25 protein-coding genes and 1 other annotated feature are annotated in these 26,811 nt (G+C 38.7%); of the genes, 23 read left to right on the plus strand and 2 right to left on the minus strand.

Translation table 11 applies throughout. The features are described from left to right. Nucleotides 1–74: 74 nt before the first annotated feature. The 9 genes from ftsE (at nt 75) to O3670_RS00955 (ending at nt 9,557) form a co-directional block, all read left to right on the plus strand. Nucleotides 75–767: a cell division ATP-binding protein FtsE gene (ftsE, locus tag O3670_RS00915; RefSeq protein ID WP_013990672.1), complete on the plus strand. Its 693-nt coding sequence runs from the start codon at nt 75–77 to the stop codon at nt 765–767. Beyond that, entirely contained in the window at nt 760–1,689 is a 930-nt protein-coding gene (gene ftsX, locus O3670_RS00920; RefSeq protein ID WP_003092823.1) for a permease-like cell division protein FtsX, read from the plus strand. The genes ftsE and ftsX overlap by 8 nt, the downstream gene beginning before the upstream one ends. 154 nt (nt 1,690–1,843) lie before the next feature. Next, nucleotides 1,844–2,326, plus strand: a complete 483-nt coding sequence (locus O3670_RS00925; RefSeq protein WP_270316864.1) for an NUDIX hydrolase — start codon at nt 1,844–1,846, stop codon at nt 2,324–2,326. 9 nt (nt 2,327–2,335) lie between these two features. Further along, the gene (locus O3670_RS00930; protein ID WP_270316865.1) at nt 2,336–3,514 is read left to right on the plus strand and encodes an AI-2E family transporter; all 1,179 of its coding nucleotides are present in this window, start codon (nt 2,336–2,338) and stop codon (nt 3,512–3,514) included. Continuing rightward, the gene (locus tag O3670_RS00935) at nt 3,504–4,733 is read left to right on the plus strand and encodes a tetratricopeptide repeat protein (protein WP_371595685.1); all 1,230 of its coding nucleotides are present in this window, start codon (nt 3,504–3,506) and stop codon (nt 4,731–4,733) included. The genes O3670_RS00930 and O3670_RS00935 overlap by 11 nt, the downstream gene beginning before the upstream one ends. A 121-nt stretch (nt 4,734–4,854) precedes the next feature. Then, the gene (gene lepB, locus O3670_RS00940; RefSeq protein WP_002884860.1) at nt 4,855–5,412 is read left to right on the plus strand and encodes a signal peptidase I; all 558 of its coding nucleotides are present in this window, start codon (nt 4,855–4,857) and stop codon (nt 5,410–5,412) included. 158 nt (nt 5,413–5,570) lie between these two features. Continuing rightward, nucleotides 5,571–7,697, plus strand: a complete 2,127-nt coding sequence (locus tag O3670_RS00945; protein ID WP_371595686.1) for an N-acetylmuramoyl-L-alanine amidase — start codon at nt 5,571–5,573, stop codon at nt 7,695–7,697. A 79-nt stretch (nt 7,698–7,776) separates the two neighbouring features. Then, nucleotides 7,777–9,000, plus strand: a complete 1,224-nt coding sequence (gene pepT / locus O3670_RS00950) for a peptidase T (protein ID WP_371595687.1) — start codon at nt 7,777–7,779, stop codon at nt 8,998–9,000. 56 nt (nt 9,001–9,056) lie between these two features. After that, nucleotides 9,057–9,557 carry an EbsA family protein gene (locus O3670_RS00955; protein ID WP_002884906.1) on the plus strand — a complete coding sequence of 167 codons (501 nt, stop codon included), beginning with the start codon at nt 9,057–9,059 and terminating at the stop codon, nt 9,555–9,557. On the opposite strand, the gene O3670_RS00960 is transcribed toward O3670_RS00955, so the two are convergent. Next, nucleotides 9,541–9,738 carry a ferredoxin gene (locus O3670_RS00960; protein WP_002884882.1) on the minus strand — a complete coding sequence of 66 codons (198 nt, stop codon included), beginning with the start codon at nt 9,736–9,738 and terminating at the stop codon, nt 9,541–9,543. The two genes, O3670_RS00955 and O3670_RS00960, sit on opposite strands and share 17 nt — an antisense overlap. 45 nt (nt 9,739–9,783) lie before the next feature. Between O3670_RS00960 and O3670_RS00965 the strand changes: the two genes are divergently transcribed. From O3670_RS00965 to O3670_RS00990, 6 genes are all read left to right on the plus strand, one after another. Further along, entirely contained in the window at nt 9,784–10,434 is a 651-nt protein-coding gene (locus O3670_RS00965; protein WP_002885112.1) for an SAG1386/EF1546 family surface-associated protein, read from the plus strand. A gap of 21 nt (nt 10,435–10,455) precedes the next feature. Next, nucleotides 10,456–11,136, plus strand: coding sequence for a (d)CMP kinase (gene cmk, locus O3670_RS00970; protein ID WP_022496338.1), 681 nt, complete (start codon nt 10,456–10,458; stop codon nt 11,134–11,136). Nucleotides 11,137–11,159: 23 nt separating this feature from the next. Next, nucleotides 11,160–11,282 (plus strand) — a sequence feature (ribosomal protein L20 leader region). Between the two features lie 13 nt (nt 11,283–11,295). Then, complete coding sequence (gene infC, locus O3670_RS00975) at nt 11,296–11,826, plus strand: translation initiation factor IF-3 (RefSeq protein WP_002885108.1); 531 nt, start codon at nt 11,296–11,298, stop codon at nt 11,824–11,826. A 38-nt stretch (nt 11,827–11,864) separates the two neighbouring features. Further along, entirely contained in the window at nt 11,865–12,065 is a 201-nt protein-coding gene (rpmI, locus tag O3670_RS00980; RefSeq protein WP_002885093.1) for a 50S ribosomal protein L35, read from the plus strand. 56 nt (nt 12,066–12,121) lie between these two features. Continuing rightward, entirely contained in the window at nt 12,122–12,481 is a 360-nt protein-coding gene (gene rplT / locus O3670_RS00985) for a 50S ribosomal protein L20 (RefSeq protein WP_002885090.1), read from the plus strand. A gap of 43 nt (nt 12,482–12,524) precedes the next feature. Beyond that, complete coding sequence (locus tag O3670_RS00990) at nt 12,525–12,998, plus strand: GNAT family N-acetyltransferase (RefSeq protein ID WP_175057577.1); 474 nt, start codon at nt 12,525–12,527, stop codon at nt 12,996–12,998. Nucleotides 12,999–13,074: 76 nt separating this feature from the next. Here the strand turns inward: O3670_RS00990 and O3670_RS00995 are convergent, their stop codons facing one another. After that, entirely contained in the window at nt 13,075–13,260 is a 186-nt protein-coding gene (locus tag O3670_RS00995; protein ID WP_002950885.1) for a 4-oxalocrotonate tautomerase, read from the minus strand. 228 nt (nt 13,261–13,488) lie between these two features. Between O3670_RS00995 and pepV the strand changes: the two genes are divergently transcribed. From pepV to O3670_RS01035, 8 genes are all read left to right on the plus strand, one after another. Beyond that, complete coding sequence (pepV, locus tag O3670_RS01000; RefSeq protein ID WP_371595688.1) at nt 13,489–14,895, plus strand: dipeptidase PepV; 1,407 nt, start codon at nt 13,489–13,491, stop codon at nt 14,893–14,895. Nucleotides 14,896–14,935: 40 nt separating this feature from the next. After that, nucleotides 14,936–15,520 carry a uracil-DNA glycosylase family protein gene (locus O3670_RS01005; protein ID WP_371595689.1) on the plus strand — a complete coding sequence of 195 codons (585 nt, stop codon included), beginning with the start codon at nt 14,936–14,938 and terminating at the stop codon, nt 15,518–15,520. Between the two features lie 374 nt (nt 15,521–15,894). Further along, nucleotides 15,895–19,683 (plus strand): GbpC/Spa domain-containing protein, encoded by a 3,789-nt coding sequence (locus O3670_RS01010; protein WP_371595690.1) that lies wholly within the window; start codon nt 15,895–15,897, stop codon nt 19,681–19,683. A 459-nt stretch (nt 19,684–20,142) separates the two neighbouring features. Further along, nucleotides 20,143–23,253 (plus strand): LPXTG cell wall anchor domain-containing protein, encoded by a 3,111-nt coding sequence (locus tag O3670_RS01015; protein WP_371595691.1) that lies wholly within the window; start codon nt 20,143–20,145, stop codon nt 23,251–23,253. A 159-nt stretch (nt 23,254–23,412) separates the two neighbouring features. Beyond that, the gene (gene rpiA / locus O3670_RS01020) at nt 23,413–24,093 is read left to right on the plus strand and encodes a ribose-5-phosphate isomerase RpiA (RefSeq protein WP_014634433.1); all 681 of its coding nucleotides are present in this window, start codon (nt 23,413–23,415) and stop codon (nt 24,091–24,093) included. 121 nt (nt 24,094–24,214) lie between these two features. Next, entirely contained in the window at nt 24,215–25,426 is a 1,212-nt protein-coding gene (locus tag O3670_RS01025) for a phosphopentomutase (RefSeq protein ID WP_155123988.1), read from the plus strand. A gap of 1 nt (nt 25,427) precedes the next feature. Then, nucleotides 25,428–25,973, plus strand: a complete 546-nt coding sequence (locus tag O3670_RS01030) for a DUF1697 domain-containing protein (RefSeq protein WP_155123987.1) — start codon at nt 25,428–25,430, stop codon at nt 25,971–25,973. An 18-nt stretch (nt 25,974–25,991) separates the two neighbouring features. Next, on the plus strand, nt 25,992–26,801 hold the full coding sequence (locus tag O3670_RS01035; protein ID WP_037601228.1) for a purine-nucleoside phosphorylase: 810 nt from the start codon (nt 25,992–25,994) through the stop codon (nt 26,799–26,801). Nucleotides 26,802–26,811: the final 10 nt, after the last annotated feature.

The following is a 26,811-nucleotide window of genomic DNA, read 5'->3' on the forward strand; positions in this document are numbered from 1 at the left end:
ATTTTTAAGTATTTAGATATTCTATCTCAATGAAAGGAAGGCTTCAGCTATTTTAGTAGTTGAATACTGACATTATGGCTCTTATTGAATTAAAAGATGTTACTAAGAAGTATGATAAGTCAACAACAGCCCTTAGACACATTGATTTGTCTGTTAACTCTGGGGAGTTTGTTTACTTAGTCGGCCCTTCTGGTGCTGGTAAATCAAGTTTAATTCGCTTGTTCTACCAAGAAGAAAAATTAACGAGTGGCTCTATGAAGGTTGGAGAGTTTGATTTAACTCGACTTCGTAAGAAAGATGTTCCACTCTTGAGACGTTCTATTGGAGTTGTTTTCCAGGATTATAAACTCCTTCCAAAGAAAACGGCTTTTGAAAACGTTGCATATGCCATGGAAGTTATTGGTGAGAAACCTCGTCATATCAAGAAACGGGTGACAGAGGTTCTCGAGTTGGTTGGTCTTAAACACAAGATGCGTTCATTCCCAAATCAATTGTCTGGTGGTGAGCAACAACGTGTCGCTATTGCGCGTGCTATCGTCAATAATCCAAAAGTGTTGATTGCGGATGAACCAACAGGGAACTTGGACCCAGAAATTTCATGGGAAATTATGCAAGTCCTTGAACGTATTAACTTGCAAGGGACTACCATTATAATGGCAACCCATAACTCAACTATCGTTAATAACCTTCGTCATCGTGTCGTAGCGATTGAAGAAGGACGTATTGTTCGTGATGAAGAGGAAGGAGAGTACGGTTACCATGATTAGACGCTTTTTCCGCCATTTAGGAGAATCGATTAAGAATCTCAAACGTAATTTGTTGTCGACACTTACGGCAGTATTTTCGGTAATGATTGTTCTTTCACTTTTAGGTGTCTTTGGCTCTGTTATCTTGAATACACAGAAATTGGCTTCAGATATTGAAAAGAACATTCAGGTCAATGTCTATTTGGATCCAGATTCATCAGATGCCTCGAAAACAGTCAAGGAACTTTCTGGACAGATTGTAGCTAATAAAGACTACCATAAGATTTATGATGCTTTGACCAAAATCAAAGGTGTAGATAAGGTTACCTTCTCTAGCAAAGAAGAACAAAAGAAACAACTCATTGAAACAATGGGGTCAAGTTTCGAGACAGCGACTGGGGATGCTAACCCACTATCTGATGTTTACATCGTTCAAACGAAATCACCAGATGATGTCAGTCGAGTTGCTAAGGAAGCTAAAGCCATTCAGGGCGTTGATAATGCTAACTTTGGTGGGTCAGATACCGAAATTCTGATGTCTACTATGAAACGTGTTCAATTTTGGGGAATCATTGCCACAGCTCTTTTAACGATTGTGGCTGTCCTATTGATTTCAAATACCATCCGTATTACCATTATGTCACGTGCGACTGAAATTCAAATCATGCGTTTGGTAGGTGCTAAGAATTCATATATTCGTCGTCCCTACTTGATGGAGGGTGCTTGGATTGGTGCACTTGGTGCTATCATTCCTTCTGGCCTTATTTATCTTTTGTATCACATGGTTTACTCATCTTTGAACCCTGATTTTGTCAAAGGTGGTATTTCGATGTATGATCCAGAGTGGTTTGTCTATGCGGTTATCGGAACCCTCTTTGCAGTCGGTATCATTATCGGTTCGATTGGGTCACGTATGGCAATGCGCCGTTATTTGAAATACTAAAGAGATTAAAGGAGAACCAATCTGGTTCTCTTTTTGTTTGTCCGGAGATTCAGAAAAGCAGATTTTCAACTATATCTCAAAATCGTTTGCTCAAAGCCCAAATCCAATCCCATATTTGGTATAATATTAAAAAACATTGGAAAAGAGATGCATTATGACAAAGTTAGCTACCATTTGTTATATTGACAATGGGAAGGAGCTTTTGCTCCTACATCGTAATAAAAAGCCTAATGATGTTCATGAAGGAAAGTGGATTTCTGTTGGGGGAAAACTAGAAGAGGGAGAAACGCCTGACGAATGTGCTCGTCGTGAAATTCTCGAGGAAACCCATTTTACAGTGACTGAGATGGATTTTAAAGGGATGATTACCTTTCCAGAATTTACCCCCGGTCATGATTGGTATACCTATGTCTTTAAGGTAACTGGTTTTGAAGGAGAACTCATCTCAGATGAGGAGTCTCGTGAAGGAACGCTTGAATGGGTACCTTATGATGAGGTCTTATCTAAACCAACTTGGGAAGGTGACTACGAGATCTTCAAGTGGATTCTTGAAGATAAGCCTTTCTTCTCTGCAAAATTTGTCTATGATCGTAACCAAAACTTAGTAGACAAGAGTGTCACTTTTTATGATAAATAGGGAGGAACTATGAAGCGTAAAAAAACAGAACATTTTTCAGAAACATGGTTTTTTAAGTGGATATTGAATAATCAGGCTGTTGTAGCCTTTTTCATCTTACTTTTGATTGGTTTGACGGTTTTGATTTTCACCAAGATCAGTCCTATTTTTTCACCCGTCATCCAGTTTATGACCATTATAATGTTGCCATTGGTTATTTCTATGCTCCTTTATTATTTAATAAAACCTTTGGTACTACTTGTAGAAAGAACCGGACTAAACCGAACCATGTCTATCTTGGTCATCTACGCTATTCTTGGCTTGCTCTTGGTTTGGGGGATTTCGACGGCTATTCCTAGCTTACAAAATCAAATTTTGATCCTAATAAGAAATGCACCATCATATATTGCACGTGCCAATAGTGAGACGGAACGTTGGATTAATCTTCCTATTCTTTCCAACTTCCACGGTAATCTAGAGTCCATGCTTAGTGATTTCTCAGCGAGAATGGTCAACTATGCTGAGAACTTTTCTTCATCGGCTTTGACGTGGGTTGGGACTTTTGCGAGCACAGTAGCAAGGGTGACAGTAGCTATTATTTTGGCACCTTTCATTCTCTTCTACCTTTTAAGAGATAGCCAAAAGATGAAACATAGCTTTGTCTCAGCCTTACCAACTCGCTTTCGTAAAACAACTGTTCGTATGCTTTCAGATATTAATAGTCAGCTCGAAGGCTATGTTCAAGGGCAGGTTACAGTCGCTATTGTCGTTGCTATCATGTTCTGTATTATGTTTAAGATTGTAGGACTTCGATATGGTGTGACTTTTGGTATTATGGCAGGTTTTCTAAACATGGTTCCTTATCTAGGAAGTTTTCTTGCTATGGTACCAGTTGTAATCATGGGGCTGGTGCAAGGACCTGCTATGCTGATCAAGGTCCTCATCATTTTTGTCATTGAGCAAACTATTGAAGGACGTTTTGTTTCTCCACTCGTTTTGGGAAATAAACTAAGTATTCACCCGATTACCATTATGTTTATTCTCTTGACAGCAGGTTCTCTTTACGGTGTTTGGGGCGTCTTATTGGGGATTCCAATTTATGCTTCTGTCAAGGTTGTTGTTAGAGAGATTTTTGATTGGTACCGTTCTGTAAGTAATCTTTATCAAGATGATTTAGAAAATGAAGGACAAAAAGACGATGTTAAATAGTGAAAAAATGGTTGCCTCTATTGGAAACCAAGATTTAGACCACGCAGACAAATATTTTAAAAAAGCTTTACGAGAAGATCCTGCAGAGGTTCTTGTTGAGTTAGGTCAATACTTAGAGTCTATTGGTTTCTTACCTCAGGCACAGGAAATTTACGAAACAGTTCGTTTTGATTTTCCAGAGGTTAATGTCAATCTAGCACAAATTGCAGCCGAAGATGGCGATATTGAAGAGGCCTTTCTTTATTTGGATGCCATACCTGAAGACTCTGACGACTATTTGTCTGCTTTAATTGTAAAGGCAGACCTCTACCAAATGGAGGGCCTAACTGATGTGGCACGTGATAAGTTGTTGGAGGCAAGTCAACTATCAGATGACTCATTGATTATTTTTGGTTTGGCTGAGATGGAATTTGAACTTGGAAATTTTGAACAAGCTATTCAATACTATGCTAAATTGGATAATCGTGACCTCCTGGCAATGACTGGCGTTTCTACTTATGAACGCATTGGTAAGGCTTATGCCAGTCTAGGTAAGTTTGAAGCTGCTCGTGAATTTTTGGAAAAAGCTATTGAAATTGAATACGATGATACCATTGCTTTTGAGTTAGCCACTTTGCTCTATGATCAAGAAGAGTATCAAAAAGCTAATTTTTACTTTAAGCAGATAGAAACCATGTCTGCTGACTTAGAGGGTTATGAGTATTTTTACGCCTTGTCCTTACATGCAGAACATAAAACTGAAGAAGCATTACGTATGGCACAACAAGGGATTTCAAAAAATGCTTTTGATGTTCAATTACTTTTGTTAGCATCACAGTTATCCTACGAGTTGCATGACACTCAATCTGCTGAATCTTATCTGAAGCAAGCCTTACCACTCGCTGAGGACCAAGATGAGATTGTTCTACGTTTAAGTACTCTCTATTTAGAAGAAAAACGTTACGAGGATCTGGTAGCTTTAGCCGATTACGAAGTTGATTCTGTTTTGGCTCGTTGGAACATTGCCAAGGCCTACCAAGCACTTGATGATGAAGAAGAAGCTTTTCAAATCTATCAAGATTTGGCTACAGATTTATCTGAAAATCCTGAATTCCTCCATGATTATGCATATATCCTGAGGGAATTTGGTTACAGAGATCAGGCGCGTGCAACAGCAGAAAAATACCTTGCCTTAGTTCCAGATGATGTCAATATGCAAACATTTCTTGAGGATTATTAAGCTGCGAAAGGCTTTAATCCTTGGTTTAAAGAGAGGGAGAGATACATTGAGCTTGTTCACTCCCTCTTTTTTTATTTCTCTATTTATGTTATGATTTTATTAGAACCCATAAGGAGTAAGTATGGTTAAGAGAGATTTAATTCGAAATATTATCATAGCAGTTCTTGCCATTGTAGTGATTTTGTTGTTAAGAGCATTTGTCTTTTCAACACACCGTGTGACTGAAGGTCAGGCGAATGACTATATTCATGCTGGTGATTATGTTACTTTCAATAAAAATGTTGAACCTCAGAAAAAAGATTTTATTCTTTATACAGTTAATGGCAAGGAATATATTGGTCGTGTTATTGCTGATGAGGGCAAGAGCGTGACAGCTATGGATGATTTCCTTTATGTCAATGATAAGTCAGTTGACGAAGCCTATATTAGCAAGGATAAATCAGCTTATTTGGCGACAGTTTCACCTGGAAACTTCTTCACTGATGATTTTTCCATTGCAACATTGACAGATAATAAACAAACTAAGATTGAAAAGGGTCAATATCTTGTACTGAACGATAACCGTCGTAATACAGATGATAGTCGTAAGTTTGGTCTTATTGAAAAGGACCAAATTAAAGGTGTTATCTCTTTCAGATTGTATCCTCTATCACGTTTTGGTTTCGTTGATGTCGATTAATATTTCAATACTACTAAAAAAGCTAGGAACTTTTGACAAGTTTCTAGCTTTTTTTTGCGAATAAATTGGTGAAGGTTTATTTTAAAACTTTATGATGCTGATAGTTTCATCGTCTTAAAATGAATTAGCAGAAATTGTAAGTAGAAAAGGAAATTAAGATGCAATTAGGATTTCATTTTGGATTTAAGAAAAGCAAAGCTTATGGACTGTGCGGTGTTATGCTAGCAATCTTATTTTTAGGCATGTCTGGTCACTCGGCTAAAGCAGATGAAATGTTATCACCAACTGACACATCTTCAACTTTGAAAGAAAGTACAGATAATCATGCGACAAGTTATTCTGAAATAGGAGTACACGATGATTCAACGAGTCAAATGAATCTACAAAGTGAAAGGGTATTAGAGGAGAAGCAATCAAGTCTGGCAGATTCTTCAAAAATAGCTGTCTTAACCAATAGTTCTGTGACCACAAGCTCTTATCAAGAGGCAGATGATCTTAGCGAAATTAATCAAAATCAAAGTCATTTTCTTAGTGCCATTAAGCAAGGAGCTATGGATGGAGCCAAGGAAGGAGTCCTTCCCTCTATTACGGCAGCGCAAGCTATCCTAGAAAGTGGTTGGGGAAGCTCTGAACTTGCTAAGGCTCCCAACAATAATCTTTTTGGCATTAAAGATTCAGAAGACTGGAATGGAGAAATCGTGACTGTGCCTACCCAGGAATATGTTAATGGTGACTATATCAAGATCAATGCAGCTTTTCGAAAATATACCTCATGGAATGATAGCGTAGTAGACCATGCAAAATTTTTCACGAGTACCGAGTGGCGAAAAAACAATTACCGAAAAGTTGTGAATGAAACAGATTATCGCATTGCGGCTCAGGAACTGAAGAATGCAGGATATGCGACAGATCCAAGTTACGCTGGAAAACTTATCTCTTTGATTGAAGCCTATAAACTTTATGAATGGGATGCAGTGAGCAATACGACCAACTCCGTCCTAGAAAATGAAGGAGTAGAGAGTCAAAATCCTAAAGCCGACCTTGCCATCACTGGTCTCAACAATGCTACTGGTAGCTATGATCTTGTCATTTCAAATTTAGTTGCGCCACGAGGCTTCAAAGAAGTCTTGGTTCCAACCTGGTCAGAAGAGAACGGTCAAGATGATATCATCTGGTACAAGGCAGCTAAGCAAGCTAATGGAGACTATAAGGTAACCGTTCGTTCAAGCAACCATAAGGGTGATAGCGGTCTGTATAATTCCCATGTTTACTTGGTTGATAATGACGGTAAATATATTGGCCTTGGTGGCAAACAAGCAACACTTGATATCACTAAGACTCAAGGAACTTTAACTATTGCCAATAATGATAAAAATCGTGGAACCTTTGATGTTCTTATCACCAATCTGACGAATCTAAGTGGTATTTCAGGTGTCCTTATCCCAGTCTGGTCTGAGCAAAATGGTCAGGATGATCTTGTTTGGCATAATGCCACTAAACAGGATGATGGTTCTTACAAGGTGACTATTTCAGCAAGCCAACACAAGTGGAATTCAGGCAAGTACATCGTTCATGGCTATATTGTTGATGCTTCAGGTAAGAATATCGGCTTTGGGGCAACTTCAGCTGATGTGGTGGCACCTAAGAAAATCGGTTCAGCATCAAGTGGGAACTACGATGTTTTAAATAAGATTGTCTATCTCGATGCTGGTCATGGTGGCTATGATCCAGGAGCTTCTTACTTTGGTATCTCTGAAAAGAGCTTGACCTTGGCTATCCAAAGCCGCGTGAAAGCTAAACTAGAAGCAGAAGGCTATCAAGTTGTAACCACTCGCACAAGTGATACCTATGTTGACTTGACGGATCGCTCTCGTGCAGCCAATGCTTCTGAATCAGATATCTTCGTAAGTATCCACATCAATGCTTCAGGAAGTTCAGCAGCACAAGGAATCGAGACTTATTATTACCAACCTTATGCAGAATACCCATCACGTATTAATGCGACCTACCATGCCAATTCAACTCGATTGAGCATGAGTGATACCTTGGCCAATGCCATCCAGTCTAGCCTGATTAATGCGACTGGTGCTCAGAACCAAGGTGTGAAACGTCAAACCTTTGCGGTCTTGCGTGAGACAACAGCGCCAGCAGTCCTTCTTGAACTAGGTTTCTTGTCAAATCCTCAAGAAGCAGCCCGTTTGAATACCTCTGCTTATCAGGAGACTTTAGCTAACGCAATCGTGGCAGGTATTAAGTCTTACTACGAAAAAGAATCTAAAGTTTAAGTTATACGTTAACCCATCATTATGATGGGTTTTTATGCTATAATTGAGGTAAATACTAAATACAACAAAAGGAGTGCTTATGGCCTACGATTTACTCTTAGAGCGTTTTTTACGTTACGTAAAAATCAATACACGTAGTGATGAAAATGCAACAAGAACGCCAACAACACAAAGTCAGGTGGATTTTGCCTTGAAGGTTTTAAAACCAGAATTAGAAGAACTAGGTTTAAGTAATATCCATTATTTGGAAAGTAATGGATACCTAGTGGCAACCCTTCCGGCTAACGATGACCAGTTAACACGTAAGATTGGTTTTATCTCTCATATGGATACCGCTGATTTTAATGCAGAGGGAGTGTCACCGCAAGTCATTGACTCTTATGATGGAGGTATCATTCCTCTTGGAAATTCAGGTTATAACCTAGACCCAGCTGATTTTCCAAATCTCAAGAATTATGTCGGTCAGAAACTTATTACGACAGATGGTACCACTCTTCTTGGGGCTGATGATAAGTCAGGTATTGCTGAGATTATGACAGCCTTGGCTTATTTGAAGGCTCATCCTGAAATCAAACATTGTGAGATTCGTGTAGGCTTTGGTCCTGATGAAGAAATTGGAATCGGTGCAGATAAATTTGATGTCGAAGATTTTGATGTCGATTTTGCCTACACAGTTGACGGTGGACCTTTGGGTGAATTACAGTATGAAACCTTCTCTGCAGCAGGAGCAGAACTTACCTTCCACGGACGCAATGTCCACCCTGGAACAGCAAAAGACCAAATGGTTAATGCCCTGCAGTTGGCAATTGATTTTCATAATCAGTTGCCAGCAGAAGAACGCCCTGAGTTGACAGATGGCTATCAAGGTTTCAACCATCTTCAAACCATGACAGGTACTGTTGAGGAAGCAAAATCTTCTTATATCATCCGTGATTTTGAAACAGAGTCTTTTGAAAATCGTAAAGCAGTCTTCCAAAAAATTGCCGATGAAATGAATAAAGCTTACGGTCAGACACGAGTTGATTTGGTACTTAAAGATCAATACTATAATATGCGTCAGGTGATTGAAAAAGATATGACGCCTGTTGAGTTGGCTAAGGGTGTTATGGAGGAATTGGATATTACGCCAGTTATTGAACCTATTCGTGGCGGAACAGATGGCTCAAAAATCTCATTTATGGGTATTCCAACTCCAAACCTTTTTGCTGGTGGCGAAAATATGCATGGTCGATATGAGTTCGTTTCCTTGCAGACAATGGAAAAAGCCGTAGATGTTATTCTTGGAATTGTCAGTAAACCTTAATTGAGCTTGCTAAATACTGATTTTATGGTAAAATTAGAAGTAATGGAGGTGCTGAGATGATTAAAATTTTCGGCAAGTATCGTTACCATTGGCAACCCGAATTATCTTGGCTGATTATCTACTGGTCTTTAGCCATTACGCCAATCTTTATTGCGGCGGCCCTTCTATTCGAGTTGTACTCGGTGCCCTCACATATTTTGATGCTCTTCACTATTTTCGTTGCCTTATTTGGTTTAGGTTTCCATCGATACTTTATTATTGAAGATCATGGGATTCTGCGTATTGTTTCTTTCAATATTTTTAGACCACGCAAAGTGAAAATTAGTGATATTGAAAAAGTCGAAGTGATTAAAACTGGCTTGTGCCTTATTTTTAAAAATGGTAAAAAACGTCAGTTTTATATGAGAAAGTGGCCTAAGAAATATTTCTTAGATGCATTAGCCCTTCACCCTGATTTCAAAGGTGAGGTAGAGTTATTGGATCATATGACAAACTTTGATTACTTTGCCTTTTATGAGGAATCAAAAAAAGCCCTCAAGCTTAAACTTCGCAAATAAGGGCTTTAGTGGGACAAGACTTGACGGCAGTCAAAGTCTCAGGGCTATTTTCAATAATTTGATTGAGTTGGTCGCTGTCTCTGAACCTAACAATACCTTCGTCATCATAATCAAAGACGGGAGAGTAGGTTTGGCACAAACCACAAGCGATACATTTTTCTGGAATTAATGATACTTTCATAGTATTATTTTAAAATAGATTTATTGTTTTTACAAGGAGAATATCATGAGTAAAAAACCATGGGAAGATAAGGTTTCTGACGAAGAGTTGGAAGAAGTAGTTGACGCTGATTTTCTAGATGATGAAGATGAGTTTGAGGATTATGAAGAAGAAGAGGATGTCACTCCTTCAGATGAAAAACGCGAAAAAGGTGGCGGATTCATTAATTCATCATTCTTGACAGTCTTGCTTGGATTATTCTTTGTTATTGTTGTATGTATTTTGTTCTTTGTTTTCTATACTTCAAATGTTGGTGGAAACAAAACTGCGGAATCTAAGGAATCATCTGGATTCTACTCATCTTCAACTAGCAAAGTTGTTAAATCTTCATCTAGCAAGAAAGACTCAAACAAAGATGAGGAAAGTGAGAAATCTACTACAGAAAAATCTTCAAAAGAGAAATCATCTTCAACTAAAGCATCAAGCTCTTCTAAACATGTAGAAAAAGAAGATGCAACTGAGTCAGCTGAGACAGCACCATCAAGTGCTACGGCAGCAGCAGATGGTTCATCAATTGTTGTTCAATCTGGTGAAGGTGCTGGTTCTATCGCTGCACGTGCAGGTATCTCTGTAGATGAGTTGGAACGTCTTAACCCTGATCACATGACAAGTGGTTACTGGTATGCTAACCCAGGTGACGTCGTTAACGTTCAATAATTTTAAAAGCAAAGGAACATCATGAAAGATATTAGAATTGCTATTGATGGTCCTGCGTCAAGTGGAAAAAGTACAGTAGCCAAGATTATTGCAAAAAATCTTGGCTATACTTATCTTGACACAGGTGCTATGTACCGATCTGCAACTTATTTGGCCTTGCAGAATGGTTTGACTGAGGAAAATGTACCAGAAATTTTGGAGCAACTATCTCTACATCCGATTTCATTCGGAAAAGCAGCAGATGGTAGTCAGCAAGTTTATGTTGGTGATGTTGATATTACACACCCCATTCGTGATAACCAAGTCACAAATAATGTTTCTTGGGTAGCAGCCATTCCTGAAGTGCGCCAAGAACTTGTTGCGCAACAACAACGTATTGCTCAAGATGGTGCTATTATCATGGATGGACGTGATATTGGGACCGTGGTTTTGCCTGATGCAGAACTTAAGATTTTCTTGATTGCTTCAGTTGATGAACGTGCGGAACGCCGTTATAAGGAAAATATCGAAAAAGGTATTCCTGCTGACCTTGAGACTCTAAAAAAAGAAATTGCTGAACGTGACTATAAAGATAGTCATCGTAAAGTTTCACCTCTTAAACCAGCGGAAGATGCCATCACTTTTGACACTACAGGTGTATCTATTGATGGTGTTGTGGAATTTATTCAAGAAAAAGCAAAAAAAATTATTGACAAAGGATGACTCACTTGTTATACTATTAACAATGAGAAAAGCAGAAGTGAGAACTTCTCGCCTTGCGACTTAGGTTGTCTGGCCCAACATGTCAAATCCCTATAGGGATATTATGTGTGCGGGCTTGTATATCAAGTCCGCTTTGTTTTTCTCTAAAAAAATAAAGAGGTGAAGATCATAGCTAAGAAAGATCTATTCATTAACGATGAAATTCGCGTTCGCGAAGTTCGTCTTGTTGGTCTTGATGGTGAACAATTGGGAATTAAACCATTGTCAGAAGCACAAGCTATTGCAGATGATGCAAATGTTGACTTGGTTCTCATCCAACCACAAGCTACGCCACCTGTTGCGAAGATTATGGACTACGGTAAGTTCAAATTTGAGTATCAAAAGAAACAAAAAGAACAACGTAAGAAACAAAGCGTTGTTACCGTTAAGGAAGTTCGTTTGAGTCCAGTTATTGATAAAGGTGACTTTGAAACAAAACTTCGTAATGGCCGTAAATTCCTTGAAAAAGGAAACAAGGTTAAAGTTTCTATCCGATTTAAAGGTCGTATGATTACTCACAAAGAAATCGGAGCTAAGGTCTTGGCGGAATTTGCTGAAAAAACGCAAGATATTGCGATTATTGAGCAAAGAGCGAAGATGGATGGACGTCAAATGTTCATGCAACTTGCACCAATTCCTGACAAAAAATAATTGTCAAACTAACACTATTTTAAGAGGAGAATTTTAAAATGCCAAAACAAAAAACACACCGCGCATCAGCTAAACGTTTCAAACGTACAGGTTCAGGTGGATTGAAACGCTTCCGTGCCTTCACATCTCACCGTTTCCACGGTAAAACTAAAAAACAACGTCGTCACCTTCGTAAAGCGTCAATGGTACATTCAGGTGACTTTAAACGTATCAAATCAATGCTTTCACAAATGCGTTAATTCGCTACAAGCATTACAAATTAACTAAACTAGAATTAATTCGGAGGAATATATAAATGGCTCGTGTTAAAGGTGGCGTTGTATCACGCAAACGTCGTAAACGTGTATTGAAACTTGCTAAAGGTTACTATGGTGCAAAACACATCTTGTTCCGTACTGCAAAAGAACAAGTAATGAACTCTTACTACTATGCATACCGTGACCGTCGTCAAAAGAAACGTGATTTCCGTAAACTTTGGATTACACGTATCAATGCGGCAGCTCGTTTGAACGGTTTGTCATACTCACAATTGATGCATGGTTTGAAATTGGCTGAAATCGAAGTTAACCGTAAAATGCTTGCTGATTTGGCAGTTAACGATGCAGCAGCTTTCACAGCTCTTGCAGATGCAGCTAAAGCAAAACTTGGTAAATAAGAATTAAGGTGGGTCTTACCCATCTTTTTTTGTGGAGGTAATCATGATTCGTTTAGCAAAATCTGAAGATATTCCAAGATTACAGGAGTTATTGGAGCAGATTCTTATTGTTCATCATCAAGCGCGCCCTGATGTTTTTAAGTCAAAAGGCAGTAAATTTACAGATGCAGAGTTAGAAGCAGTAATTAATGATTCAAAAAAACCTGTTTTTGTGTACGAGGATGACGAAGGGCGTATCTTGGGCCATCTTTTCTTAATGATTAAAGAAGAAACTGAAAATGATGGTCCACAAAAGGCTGTTAAGACTCTTTTTATTGATGATTTATGTGTTGATAAGGAAGCTCGAGGTCAAAAATTAGGAGAAAAGCTTTACCAATTTGCCTTGGACTATGCTAAGGAGCTAGATTGTTATAATTTGACACTTCACGTATGGAATGATAACGCAGATGCTCTACGTTTTTACGAACGTTTAGGTATGAAACCGAGATATACAGAAATGGAAACTATCCTAAAATAATGTGTTTTCATGAGATGAATTTTACTTATTTTTTATATCAAAAAAGCAGCCACAGATGTGACTGCTTTTTTGATGATTAGTTTTTCTTTTTCATTTCACCATGTGGGTAGTACGTTCCCTCTGGCATATCATTAATGAAAACATGAATGGCTTCTTTAGGTGCTTTGGCAACACGTGATACAACCTCAGTAACTTCGCGAGCAAGTTCAATCTTTTGTTCTTCTGAACGACCTTCAAAGAGATCAATTTTTACAAATGGCATAATGCATCTCCTTAGTTTTGATAGTCCTATTATAGCATTTATTAAGAGAATATTCTAAAGTTTATGGAAATTCTTGAAATAATGCTAGACTAGGATTTATTTTTAAGTGGTAGGTGTCTTGTGATCTTAGAAAACAGTTTGCGTTTTAAATTTGGTATATTCAAAGAGATGAAAACTCTTTCTAAAAATGGTAAAATAGTGCTAACTAGAGACAGTAAGGAGTAAATTATGACAATTGATTTTCGTGCCGAAGTTGATAAGCGCAAAGATGCCTTGATGGAGGACCTTTTTGGTCTTTTGCGTATTAACTCAGAACGTGATGATAGTAAGGTTGATGATAAGCACCCATTTGGTCCTGGACCAGTAAAAGCTTTGGAACATTTTCTTGCTTTAGCAGAACGTGACGGCTATAAAACTCGTAATATTGATAATTATGCTGGTGACTTTGAATTTGGTCAAGGTGATGAAGTTTTGGGTATCTTTGCACACTTGGATGTGGTTCCAGCTGGTAGCGGTTGGGATACAGATCCTTATGAACCTGTAATCAAAGATGGCAAACTTTATGCCCGTGGGTCATCAGATGATAAAGGCCCAACAATGGCTTGTTACTATGCCTTGAAAATTATTAAAGAACTCGAGCTTCCAGTATCTAAGCGTGTGCGCTTCATTGTTGGTACTGATGAAGAATCTGGTTGGGGCGATATGGAATATTACTTCGCTCATAATGGATTAAAAGATCCTGATTTTGGTTTTTCACCTGATGCAGAATTCCCAATTATCAATGGTGAAAAAGGTAATATTACAGCCTATCTCCATTTTGAAGGTCAAAATGATGGGGACTTTAGTCTTGTGTCCTTTAATGGTGGTTTGCGTGAAAATATGGTTCCTGAATCAGCAAGTGCAGATTTTACTGGACCTATCACTTTGAAAGAACTCGAGGCCAAATTAGCAGACTTTGTTGCGGAACAAGAAGTAACTGGTCAAGTGACCGAAGAAGCTGGTGTTTTCCATGTGACTATTCATGGGAAATCAGCTCATGGTATGATGCCTCAAAATGGTATTAATGGGGCAACCTACTTAGCACTCTTCCTTAGTCAATTTGATTTCCAAGGCAATGCTAAAACGTATTTGGATTTAATTGCTGAAACACTTCATAAGGATTTCTTTGCTGAAAAGACAGGTCTTGCCTATACAGATCCTAAGATGGGTGAATTGACCATGAATGCAGGTGTATTTAACTTCTCTAAGGAATCAGAAGATAATACGATTGCTCTGAATTTCCGCTATCCTCAAGGGGTTGATACGGACGCTATTAAGGCTGATCTTGAAAAACTCGAAGGTCCTAAGGCGGTTAGTCTCTCAGAACACGGTCATGTGCCACACTATGTACCAGTTGATGATCCTATGGTAGAGACTCTTCTTTCAGTCTATGAGAAACAAACAGGGCTTAAAGGTCATGAACAAATTATTGGTGGCGGAACATTTGGACGTCTCCTCAAACGTGGTGTTGCCTATGGAGCTATGTTCCCTGGTTATGTTAACACGATGCACCAAGCAAATGAGTTTACTGAGGTTGAAGACTTGTACCGTGCTGCTGCCATTTATGCAGAAGCTATCTATGAGTTAATCAAATGAAAAAGAGAGACAGTTTTGTCTCTTTTTTGAGGAGGAAGATATGGAAACACTTGAAGAATTAACGCAAGCAATCATGTCCGATGAACAAAATAAAGCTTTTACGGAACAAGGTATAAAACCCTTGTTTACCATTCCAAAAACGGCACGAATTAATATCGTAGGACAAGCTCCTGGTATTCGTGCCCAAGAGTCCGGCCTTTACTGGAATGATCCTAGCGGTGATAATCTCAGGGATTGGATGGGTGTTTCACGCGAAAAATTTTATGAATCTGGCATGTTTGCTATTGTGCCAATGGATTTTTATTTCCCAGGTCATGGTAAATCAGGTGATTTACCTCCTCGCAAAGGATTTGCAGACAAGTGGCATGAGAAAGTTCTTGCTTTAGCTCCTGATATTCAATTGACGATTTTAGTAGGTAACTATGCACAGCGTTACTATTTGCATCAAAAATCATCGGCAAAATTAACGGATACAGTTAAGCATTACAAAGATTTCCTTCCAGAGTTTTTCCCTCTCGTTCATCCCTCTCCTCGAAATAATATTTGGCAAGCCAAAAATCCATGGTTTATGGAAGAAGTAGTTCCAGACTTGAAGGACGTGGTCAAAAAAATCTTAAGTCAATGATTTCTGATATCTGCACTTGGAGTGTCTTTAGGTATTGTTATCAAATTAATGAAGCAACATTCAGAACATATCCAGATGTTATAAAGATTTGAGCCCCTAGGGGCTCTTTTTGATACTTTAACAAAAATATTCGCAAAAATAATTAACAAAAAATTTAATGCTAAGCTTATATAATACAATTTAATTCTAATTTTCAGAAGAAGTAACATATAAAATTAAGGTAGCTATCCTTTTAAACTAAAGAATCAATTAAATAATACTTACAAATTGAAAATGAATATAAATTTTTGGAAATATTAAGACAATTCTATTGACAGAAAGTTTAAAAGTGATAGACTTTAGGTGTTAAGAAAATATAGAAGGAAATTTGTGATATGGGAAGAAAAGATTCACAACGTTTTTCAATCAGGAAGTATAGCTTTGGAGCTGCTTCTGTTCTTTTGGGTACAACCATTCTTGCGATGGGGGCAACTGGTGTACATGCAGATGAGGTTTCAACTTCAGCTGCTACTGATACACCACTTAGTGCTTCTGTACTAACAGAAACTGCTGCTGATCCGGCAACGACTGTTGATCATTCAGAGAAGCAAGTTGTTTCTGTCAAAGAAGAAGGAAATACCACTGTAACAACAAGTGTTGTTACAACTGATAGTCTTGAGGATGCTAAAACTTCTGCGGTAAAAGAAGGGGTAGAAGTCGAAGAAACTGCACCTCAAACACATACATCCTTAGAGGGTGCTATTGCTGACAATCAAGCTCAATCAAAAGAGATTAATACGGTTGTTTCTGATTATCAGAAAGCAAAAGAAAGCCACAAAAAAGATGTAGCTGAGTATGATAAGGCTAAGGCTGAGTACGATGCTAAAGTGTCCGAAAAAGCAGCAGCTGATAAAGCAAACGCTGCTTCTAAAGCACAGTATGATACTGATCAAGCTGCTTATGAAAAAGGGTTAGCTAAGTACCAAGCTGATAAAAAAGCCTATGATGCAGCATTGGAAGAGTATAATACTCAAAAATTAACTTATGATTCTAAAGTAGCCGAAAAAGCAGCAGCCGATGCAGCTAATGCTAAGTCAGAAGCCGATTACAAGGTACAGTTGGCTGTTTATGAAACTGCTAAGAAGAACTATGAAGCTGCTATGGCTCAGTATACCAAAGACAAGGCAAAATATGATGCTGAGAAGGAAGCTTATGATGCTAAAGTAGCTGAAAAAGTTCGTACAGAAATCGAAAACAAGGCTGCTCAAGAGCAGTATGAGAAAGATTTAGCTACGTATAATGCCGCTTATGAAAAATATCAAACCGATTTAGCTGCCTACAAGACTGCCAAAGCAGCCTATGATGCTAAAGTAGCAGAAAAAGTAGCCGCTGATGCAGCTAATGCAAAAGCTAAATCTAAGTATGATGCAGAAATGGTCACATACAACTCAGCTTTGTCTGAATATAAGGCAAATAAGGCTCTGTATGATGCAGCTCTAGCTGAATACAACACAAAAAAAGCAGCCTATGATGTGAAAGTAGCTGAGAAAACACAAGCAGAAGTTACAGATAAGGCTGCTCAAAAACAATATGAAAAAGATCTTGCTACTTACAATACTGCTTACGAAAAATATCAAACTGATTTAGCAGCTTATAATACAGCTAAAGCAGCCTACGATGCCAAAGTAGCAGAAAAAGCAGCTGCTGATAAGGCCAATGCAGATGCAAAAGCTAAGTACGATGCGGAAATGGCTGTTTACAATACAGCTAAAGCGCAATATGACAAAGATTTACAAGAATATCAAGCTAAGAAAACGCAATACGACCAAGATAAAGCAGCCTATGATAAACTTGTTGCTATTAAAGCAGAAGAAGATGCTGCTAAAGCTAAGTACGAAGTTGAGCTTGCCAAATACAATGTAGATTTAGAGCAATACGGCAAAGATTTTGCTACCTACCAAACAAAACTTGCTGAATATCAAACAGCTTTGGCACAGTACAAAGATGCTAAAGCAGCCTATGATAAGTACATGAATGATAATGGTTTCCAAGATCTAAAAGATGTAGAAACTGTTCAAGATTTGACCTTCCAACGTGAAGGTGGAGCCATTCATACCATCAATGGCATCAGCGCTTATCTCACTCGTGATGCTCAAGCTCGTTTGAATACTAGCAATGTCCATCAGTATGATTCCAATAAATTGGAAGCTTCAGATATTGTAGCAACTAGTCCTTGGGCTAATAATGAGACTGAATATATTCAAGTTAAAGAAGGCGATAAATTTGTTGTTACTTATGATAACTTGAATCAGTCAAGCATGCGTGAAGATACGGATATGCATCCAATCAAGCGCGTGATTTACCGCTATGAGATTTTGAGTCTCCCATCAAATGACGGTAAAGGAATTGCAGCTGTTAGCTCGGATCCAACTGTAACACTTACAGTCGGTGCTTCAACAGACCAAAATAAACCCGTTAAAGTTGCTGTTGATATTGAATTCTATGATGGTAATGGCAATAAGTTTGATTTGACACAACACAATGCTATTGTAGCTTTGAACTCTCTCAACCACTGGACAGGTGCTTCTTATGTAGATAGTGGGGATAAACCTCGTGCTCTTACAGTAGAAGCCAAAGATAAAGATGGTAACACTGTTCGTGGAACTTGGAATCCGTATGCAGATGGTTCATCAATGAGCATTGAAAACAATGCGGTTGTTGTTAAAAATGGAACAGCTGACTTTGGTACTGCTGATGTCACTATCTCTGCTGAAAATCCACTTAAGATTGTGGCACAAAAAGCAACATGGAATGGTAGTGAATTTACAGTTAGTGAAGAAACTGTGATTGATGCAACTGCAGTCAATGCTTCAGGTGCTGGGAACGGTCACTCTATTGGAACAGATGAGTTCGCTCTAGATGGTAAAGATGATGTTATCGGTTCTTATACGATTGATCCAACTTCTGGACGTATCATCTTTACTCCTAAGAAAAAGTTTGAAAATGTGGAGCACCAAGAGTCTGCAAATGTTGGAAACAATAAATATATTCCAATTCCAAATTCAAGTGTTTCTTATGACTCTGCTACAAAAGAGGTAACATCATTTAAAGATAACCAATACATTGAACATGGATCAATCTTTAATGGTGAATCTTCAACGACTCTTGAAGGTTGGGATAATCCATCTTCTCCATATCTCTATTATGGTGGAGCAGGATTGAAGATGGCTGATGGTCACTTGGTATTTACGGCCAATGGAGCTAATGCTGCTGGTCAACCAACGGTTTACTGGTTTGCGATTAACTCAAATGTTGGTATTCCAAAAAATCCAGGTGAAGCGCCAAAAGAGCCAACGGCTCCTGAAGAACCAAAGGCTCCAACCCCACCAACGATTACATTGGAAGTTCTTCCAGCAGTACCAACAGAACCAACACCACCAACTGCCCCTACAGCACCAACAGAACCTAACTATACAGTAGTGACGGTTGATGCTGAGGAGCCAACAGCTCCAAAAGAGCCTAAGGCACCAACGCCACCAACTCCGACAGTAGTTGAAGTTCCTGCGGAACCAAGCAAACCAGAAGAGCCTAAAGCGCCAACACCACCGACAGAACCTAACTACACTGTGGTTACAGTTGAGAGTGAGGAACCTAAGGCACCAACAGAGCCTAAGGCACCGACACCACCAACTCCAGCATTAGTTGAAGTGCCAGCAGAGCCACGTAAGATTACGGCTCCAGTGGAACCTAAGGCACCAACACCACCTACACCAGTAGTTGTAGAGGTACCTGGTGAGCCAACGAAACCAACGCCACCAACAGAGCCTAAAGCTCCAACCCCACCAACTATGGTTACAGTTAATGTTCCTAATAAACCTGTTTCGCCTAAAGAACTTGTAGCTCCTAAGGTGAAATGGCATAAAAATTATCTTGTTGAGCGAGTAACTCGTCCAGTGCCAACGCCACCAACAACTCCTCAAAAACCAAAAAATCCTGGAACACCTACAGGACCAAGTGTAACACCAACTTCTTCTGTGATTGCTAAGCAAGAAACAGAAAGAACTAATAGTGGACAATTGCCAGAAACAGGTGATTCTAACCAAAAATTAGCATCTGTAACAGGTGTAGGCTTGCTTACAATGGCACTTACAGGTTTATGGTCAGCTCGCAAACGTAAACATTAATAAGATAAAATAAAAGATTAGGTTGTTTTGTTATGCAAGACGTCTAGTCTTTTTTAGTTACTTATTAATAGATGTTTGCCTTTTAAAATAAGTTTGAATGTTAAAACTAATATAGGAAGATAAAGGAGAGAATCTAGGAAGATAGCTATCCGAAAGCTAAATATCACAATGAAAATCAAAATGAAAGCTTATTATCGCTTGTTTTTCATGATTTTTTCAATAAAAAAACATTAAAGTGAATCATCATGGATATTATAAAATTAAACCATCTATTTACAACGAAAACACTATTTATTATAGGGTTTTATCTATCAAATACTTTGATGTTAAAAAGTATTTGAATTTAAGAATCTAATAGAATTTAAAGGAATGGATGTTTTTATGAGATATCTCAAATTGACAAGGTTCTTTCTTTTGTTAGAATATGAACATAACTAAATATAGAAGGACGTAATTTAAATGGGGAAAAAGGAATTACAACGTTATTCACTCAGAAAGTCTAGCCTTGGTGCAGCTTCTGTTCTTTTGGGGACTGCAGTTCTTGCAGTAGGAGCTTCAAATGCAAGCGCTGATGAAGTGGCAACATCTACAGATTCAGTAACACCAGCAGTTGAAGCAACAGATGCTGTTGAAGAAAGCACTTCTGCCGTAGCAGATTCAACTGAGAAGAAGGTTGTTAACGTTACTGAAGAAGGCAACACAACTGTTACAACGAGTGAAGTAACAAATACAAGCTTAGAAGCTGCAAAAACAGCTGCAACTAACGAAGGGGTTGAGGTTAAGGAAGAACCTGCTCAAACTAAAGAAACTGTTGAAGCAGCTGCTGCAGATAATAAAGCACAAGCAGAGAAAATCAATACAGTCGTTTCAGATTATAAAGCGGCTAAAGAACAATACAAGTCAGATAAAGCTGACTATGATAAAGCAAAAGCAAACTACGATGCCAAATTAGCTGAGAAAGCACTTGCTGATAAAACAAATGCTGAAGCTCAGGCTAAATATGATACTGAAAAAACAGCTTATGATAAAGCTTCAGAGCAATACCAAATTGCTAAGCAAGCTTATGACTCAGCCCTTTCAGAGTACAAGACTAAGAAAGTTACTTATGATGCTAAGGTAGCAGAAAAAGAAGTAGCTGATAAAGAAAATGCCTTGTCTGCAGCTAAATACCAAGCAGAATTGGCAACTTATAACCAAGCAAAAGCTGATTATGAAGCAGCTCTTGCACAGTACAATAGCGATAAAGCCAAATACAATGCTGAAAAAGCTAATTATGATAATAAAGTAGCTGAAAAAGTTGTTACTGAAAAACGTAACGCTGAAGCTGAAGCTAAATATCAAACTGAGCTAGCAGCATATAATGAAGCAAAAGCTAAATATGATGTAGAAAAAGCAGCATATGACAAGAATCTTGAACTTTATAACGCTAAGAAAACAGCTTATGAAGCAGATCTTGAAACAAAACAAGCTATTGAAAAATACAATGCAGATGCTAAAGCTAAATACGAAGCAGCCTTGGTTGTCTACAATGAGCAAAAAGCTAAATATGACCAAGAATACCTTGAGTATCAAAACAAATTAGCTGTCTACCAAACAGCACTTAAACAATATCAAGAAGCTAAAACAGCTTACGATAAATACATGAATGATCCTGTATATCGTAACCTTAAAGATGCTGAAGTTGTTCAAGAATTGACCTTCCAACGTGAAAACGATGCAACACACAAAGTTGAAGGTGTAAGTAACTACTTGACAAAAGAAGCACAAGAGCGTCTTAACACAAGTAATGTTTTCCAATATGACTCTAACAAGTTACAAGCATCTGACATTGTTTCAAATAGCCCTTGGACAAATACTGAAGACGAGTGGGTTCAAGTTAAAGAAGGTGACAAATTTGTTGTTACTTATGATGGTTTGAACCAATCAAGCATGATTGTTGAGAATGAAGCATCAGCAATCAAACGTGTTGTTTACCGCTACGAAATTGTTAGCCTTCCATCAAATGACGGAAAAGGTATCGCGAAAATCAGTAAGGATCCAACAGTAACTATGACAGTTGGTGCATCAACTGATCAAGATAAACCAGTTAAAGTAGCAGTAGATGTTGAGTTTTACGATAAAGATGGTAAAATGTTCAACCTTAGTGAGCGTAATGCTATCGTAGCACTTAACTCACTAAACCACTGGAATGGTGCAGCTTATGTTGAAACATCTGAGCGCCCACGTCCACTTACAGTAGAAGCGAAAGACGTTAATGGTAATACTGTCCGCGGTACATATAATCCTTACGCAGATGGCTCTACTTTGGCAATCCAAAACGGTGAAGTTGTTACTAAATCTGGATACGCTGATTTCGGTGGCGCTACTGTTAACATTTCTGATGAGAACCCACTTAAGGTAGTTGTTCCTATCACTGACTGGAATGGTTCAGAATGGGTTGTCTCACGTGAAATTCCATCTGATGTAACAACTCTTAATGCTTCAGGTAGTGGTAATGGACACGCTCTTGGTAACCAAGATTATACATTTGGCGATAAAGATGATGTTATTGGTTCGTACAGCGTTTCTGCTGAAACTGGTTTGATTACATTCACACCTAAGAAAAAATACCAATCAACACGTCACCAAGAATATGTAAATATTGGTGATAACCAATTCATCGCTATTCCAAAATCATCAGTTACTTATGATGCTGCTACTAAAGAAGTAACATCAGTCAATGATAACCAATACATTGACCATGGTGCAGTCTTTAATGGTGAGACAACGTCTGAATTGACAGGTTGGGATAACGCTGATTCACCTTACCTCTATTATGGAGGTGCAGGTATCAAGATGACAAATGGTCACTTGGTATTTACTGCTGAAGGTGCAAATGCTGATGGTGCACCAACAGTATATTGGTTCGCAATCAACTCTAATCTTGGTTTGCCTAAGAATCCAGGTGAAAAACCTGAAGAACCTAAGGCACCAACACCACCAACAGCACCGGTTAAACCAGTTATTAAAACAGTTGGTATCAATCCACAAGAACCAACACCACCAACACCACCAAAAGAGCCAGTGGCACCAACGCCACCAACTCCAAAGGTAGTTGAAGTACCTGGTAAACCACAAGAACCAACACCACCAACAGGTCCAACGGCACCAACGCCACCAACACCAAAAGTGGTTGAAGTTCCAGAAAAACCGGTTGAACCAACACCACCAACAGGTCCAACGGCACCAACGCCACCAACACCGAAAGTAGTTGAAGTTCCTGCTAAACCAGTAGAACCTAAAACTCCTGAAAAACCAAGTGTTGTATGGCACAAGAACTATGTCGTTGAGAGAGAGTCTCACGTGGTACCACCAACACCACCGACTCCACAAACACCACCAACACCTGTTACTCCTCCAACTCCAGTGACACCGCCAACTACACCAACTCCAGATACTGAAGTTCCTGTAGTGCCTCAAGCTGAGTTGCCACAAACTGGTGAGCACACTAGCAATGCTGGATTTATTGGACTTCTTTCAATGATTTTTGCAGCCTTTGTAGGATTCTTCAAACGTCGTAAAGAAGATTAAGTGGTGCTATTAAATTAGTTCCCCATCAAAACTAGATTCTATTTAGAATCTAGTTTTTATTTTTGCTAGGTTTTACTCCCTCGTATCATTTCTATTTACTGTTGAAACATGTTATAATTATTTTGAACGACTATTATAGAAAGATGCAAGGAGACGAGCATGGAAGAACTTAAGAAAATCGCTGGCGTAACCGCTGCCAAATACGTTGAAGATGGAATGGTTGTTGGACTCGGTACAGGGTCAACAGCTTATTTCTTCGTGGAGGAAATTGGCCGTCGTATTAAGGAAGAAGGCCTTAGTGTTGTTGGAGTAACGACATCCAGTCAAACCACTAAACAAGCTGAAGGTTTAGGTATTCCTTTGAAGGCAGTGGATGATATTGACAGTATTGATGTTACTGTTGATGGCGCCGACGAAGTAGACCCTCAACTCAATGGGATTAAAGGTGGCGGTGGTGCCCTTCTGATGGAAAAAATCGTCGCTACACCTACGAAAGAATATATCTGGGTGGTGGATGAGTCAAAAATGGTTAATCAATTAGGTGCTTTCAAATTACCAGTTGAAGTGGTTCAATATGGTGCTGATCGTCTCTATCGTGTCTTTGAGTCGAAGGGCTATAAGCCATCATTCCGACTTACGGAGGAAGGTAATCGCTTTGTTACAGATATGAAGAACTATATCATCGATCTTGATTTAGGTAAGATTGAAAATCCAGTAGCTCTTGGTGAAGAACTAAAAGCTATGACAGGTGTTGTCGATCATGGATTATTCAATGGTATGGTTAACAAAGTCATCGTTGCAGGAAAAGACGGTGTTAAGGTCGTTGAAGTCAAGGCCTAGTCCAATTTTGATTTCCCCTCACTTTTAATGAGGAAGACTAATTAATTTTTGTCAAACTATTAAATAATATAGAAAGGCAAGAGGTAATTTCGAAAAGATTTTATCTCTTTGTGGTGTTATTATGTCCAAATTTAACCGAATGCATTTAGTCGTTCTTGATTCAGTAGGAATTGGTGCTGCTCCAGATGCCAATGACTTTGTCAATGCAGGTGTGCCAGATGGTGCTTCAGATACCCTTGGTCATATCTCTAAATCAGTAGGATTGAATGTGCCAAATATGGCTAAGCTTGGTCTAGGAAATATTCCTCGTGAAACACCTTTGAAAACAGTACCAGCAGAAAGTAACCCAACTGGTTATGCAACAAAATTGCAGGAAGTTTCTCTTGGTAAGGATACGATGACTGGTCACTGGGAAATCATGGGTCTCAATATTACTGAACCTTTTGATACCTTCTGGAACGGATTCCCAGAAGAAATTCTCACTAAAATTGAAGAATTCTCAGGCCGTAAAGTCATTCGTGAAGCTAATAAACCATACTCAGGTACAGCTGTTATTGAAGACTTTGGACCTCGTCAAATGGAAACTGGTGAATTGATTATTTACACTTCAGCTGACCCAGTTCTTCAAATTGCTGCACACGAAGACATTATTCCATTGGATGAGTTGTATCGTATTTGTGAATATGCGCGTTCAATTACCCTTGAGCGTCCAGCTCTTCTAGGGCGTATCATTGCTCGTCCTTACGTTGGTGAGCCTGGAAACTTCACTCGTACATCTAATCGTCGAGATTTGGCTGTTTCACCATTTGCACCAACTGTTTTGGATAAATTGAATGAAGCTGGTATTGATACTTATGCCGTTGGTAAAATCAATGATATTTTCAACGGAGCTGGTATTAACCACGATATGGGCCACAACAAATCAAATAGCCATGGTATTGATAATTTGATTAAAGCTATGACTTCTGAAAATTTCAAACATGGCTTCTCATTCACAAACTTGGTAGACTTCGACGCCCTTTATGGACACCGTCGTGATCCACATGGATATCGTGATTGTTTGCACGAATTTGACCAACGTTTGCCTGAAATCATTGCTGCCATGCGTGAAGATGATCTCTTGATGATTACAGCAGACCACGGAAATGATCCAACTTATGCAGGTACAGACCATACTCGTGAATATATTCCTTTCTTGGCTTATAGCCCATCATTCAAAGGAAATGGACTTATTCCAGTAGGTCATTTCTCTGACATCTCAGCAACTGTCGCTGAAAACTTTGGTGTAGATAAAGCCATGATTGGTGAAAGCTTCTTGGATAAACTTGTCTAAAATGAAGCGCTATGCATTTTTGGTTCGTGGAATAAACGTTGGTGGTCGTCACAAGGTAGTCATGGAAGAATTTTGTCATGAGTTAAAAGAACTTGGGATGTCAAATGTTTCTTCCTATATAAATAGTGGAAATTTTTTCTTCGATTCATCCTTGATGAAAGTGGAACTCCTCTTAGTTTTAGAGAGATTTCTTAATAAGACTTATCCATTTATTAAGGTGTTTTCTCTTTTTACTCTAGAAGATTACCAAAATGAAGTGGCATCTTTACCTAAGTGGTGGGAAAATGATTTCTATAGAAAAGATGTCCTCTTATATACTGAAAGACTTGATAAGAACGAAATGAGGAATGTTATTGAGTCTTTAGAGTTAGGAGATGAAATTATTCATCTTGGTCAACTTGGGATCTACTGGGGTAAATTTGATAAATCAAGCTATAACCAAACGGCTTATCATAAGAAGCTATTGAAAGCACCTTTTTATCCTTCTATAACCATTCGAAATGCAAGAACTTTTTCAAAAATTGGTCAGTTTTTAAGAATGAAATAAAATTAAGGGAGAATTAACATGTCGCTACTTGAAAAAATTAGAGTTACTCAAGCATTTTTGGAAAGTAAAGGAATTGAAAAACCTGAGTTTGGTTTAATTTTGGGTTCTGGACTTGGTGAGTTGGCTGAAGAAGTTGAAGACGCAGTTGTCATTGACTATGCGGATATTCCAAACTGGGGACAATCAACGGTTGTCGGTCATGCTGGAAAACTTGTTTATGGAACTTTGTCTGGACGTAAGGTTTTAGCTCTTCAAGGACGTTTCCATTTTTATGAAGGAAATCCGCTTGAAGTAGTTACTTTCCCTGTACGTGTTATGAAAGCTCTTGGATGCGAAGGAGTTGTTGTAACCAATGCAGCAGGTGGTATCGGCTTTGGTCCAGGCACTTTGATGGCCATCACTGACCACATCAACATGACTGGTCAAAACCCATTGATTGGTGAAAACTTGGATGATTTTGGTCCTCGTTTCCCTGATATGTCTAAATCGTATACTCCAGAATACCGTGAGACTGCACATCGAGTTGCTGACAAATTGGGCATTAAATTAGATGATGGTGTCTATATCGGTGTGACTGGTCCAACTTACGAAACTCCAGCTGAAATTCGTGCTTATAAGACTCTTGGTGCAGATGCTGTTGGGATGTCAACTGTCCCTGAAGTCATTGTTGCAGCACATTCTGGTTTGAAAGTTCTTGGTATTTCATGTATTACCAACTTTGCGGCTGGTTTCCAAGAAGAACTCAATCACGAAGAAGTTGTGGAAGTGACAGAACGTGTTAAAGGGGATTTCAAAGGCTTGCTGAAAGCTATTTTGGCTGAACTTTAAAAAGGAATAA

The sequence above is a fragment of the Streptococcus sp. 27098_8_74 genome (genome assembly GCF_041431705.1).
Taxonomy (GTDB): Bacteria; Bacillota; Bacilli; order Lactobacillales; family Streptococcaceae; genus Streptococcus; species Streptococcus salivarius_E.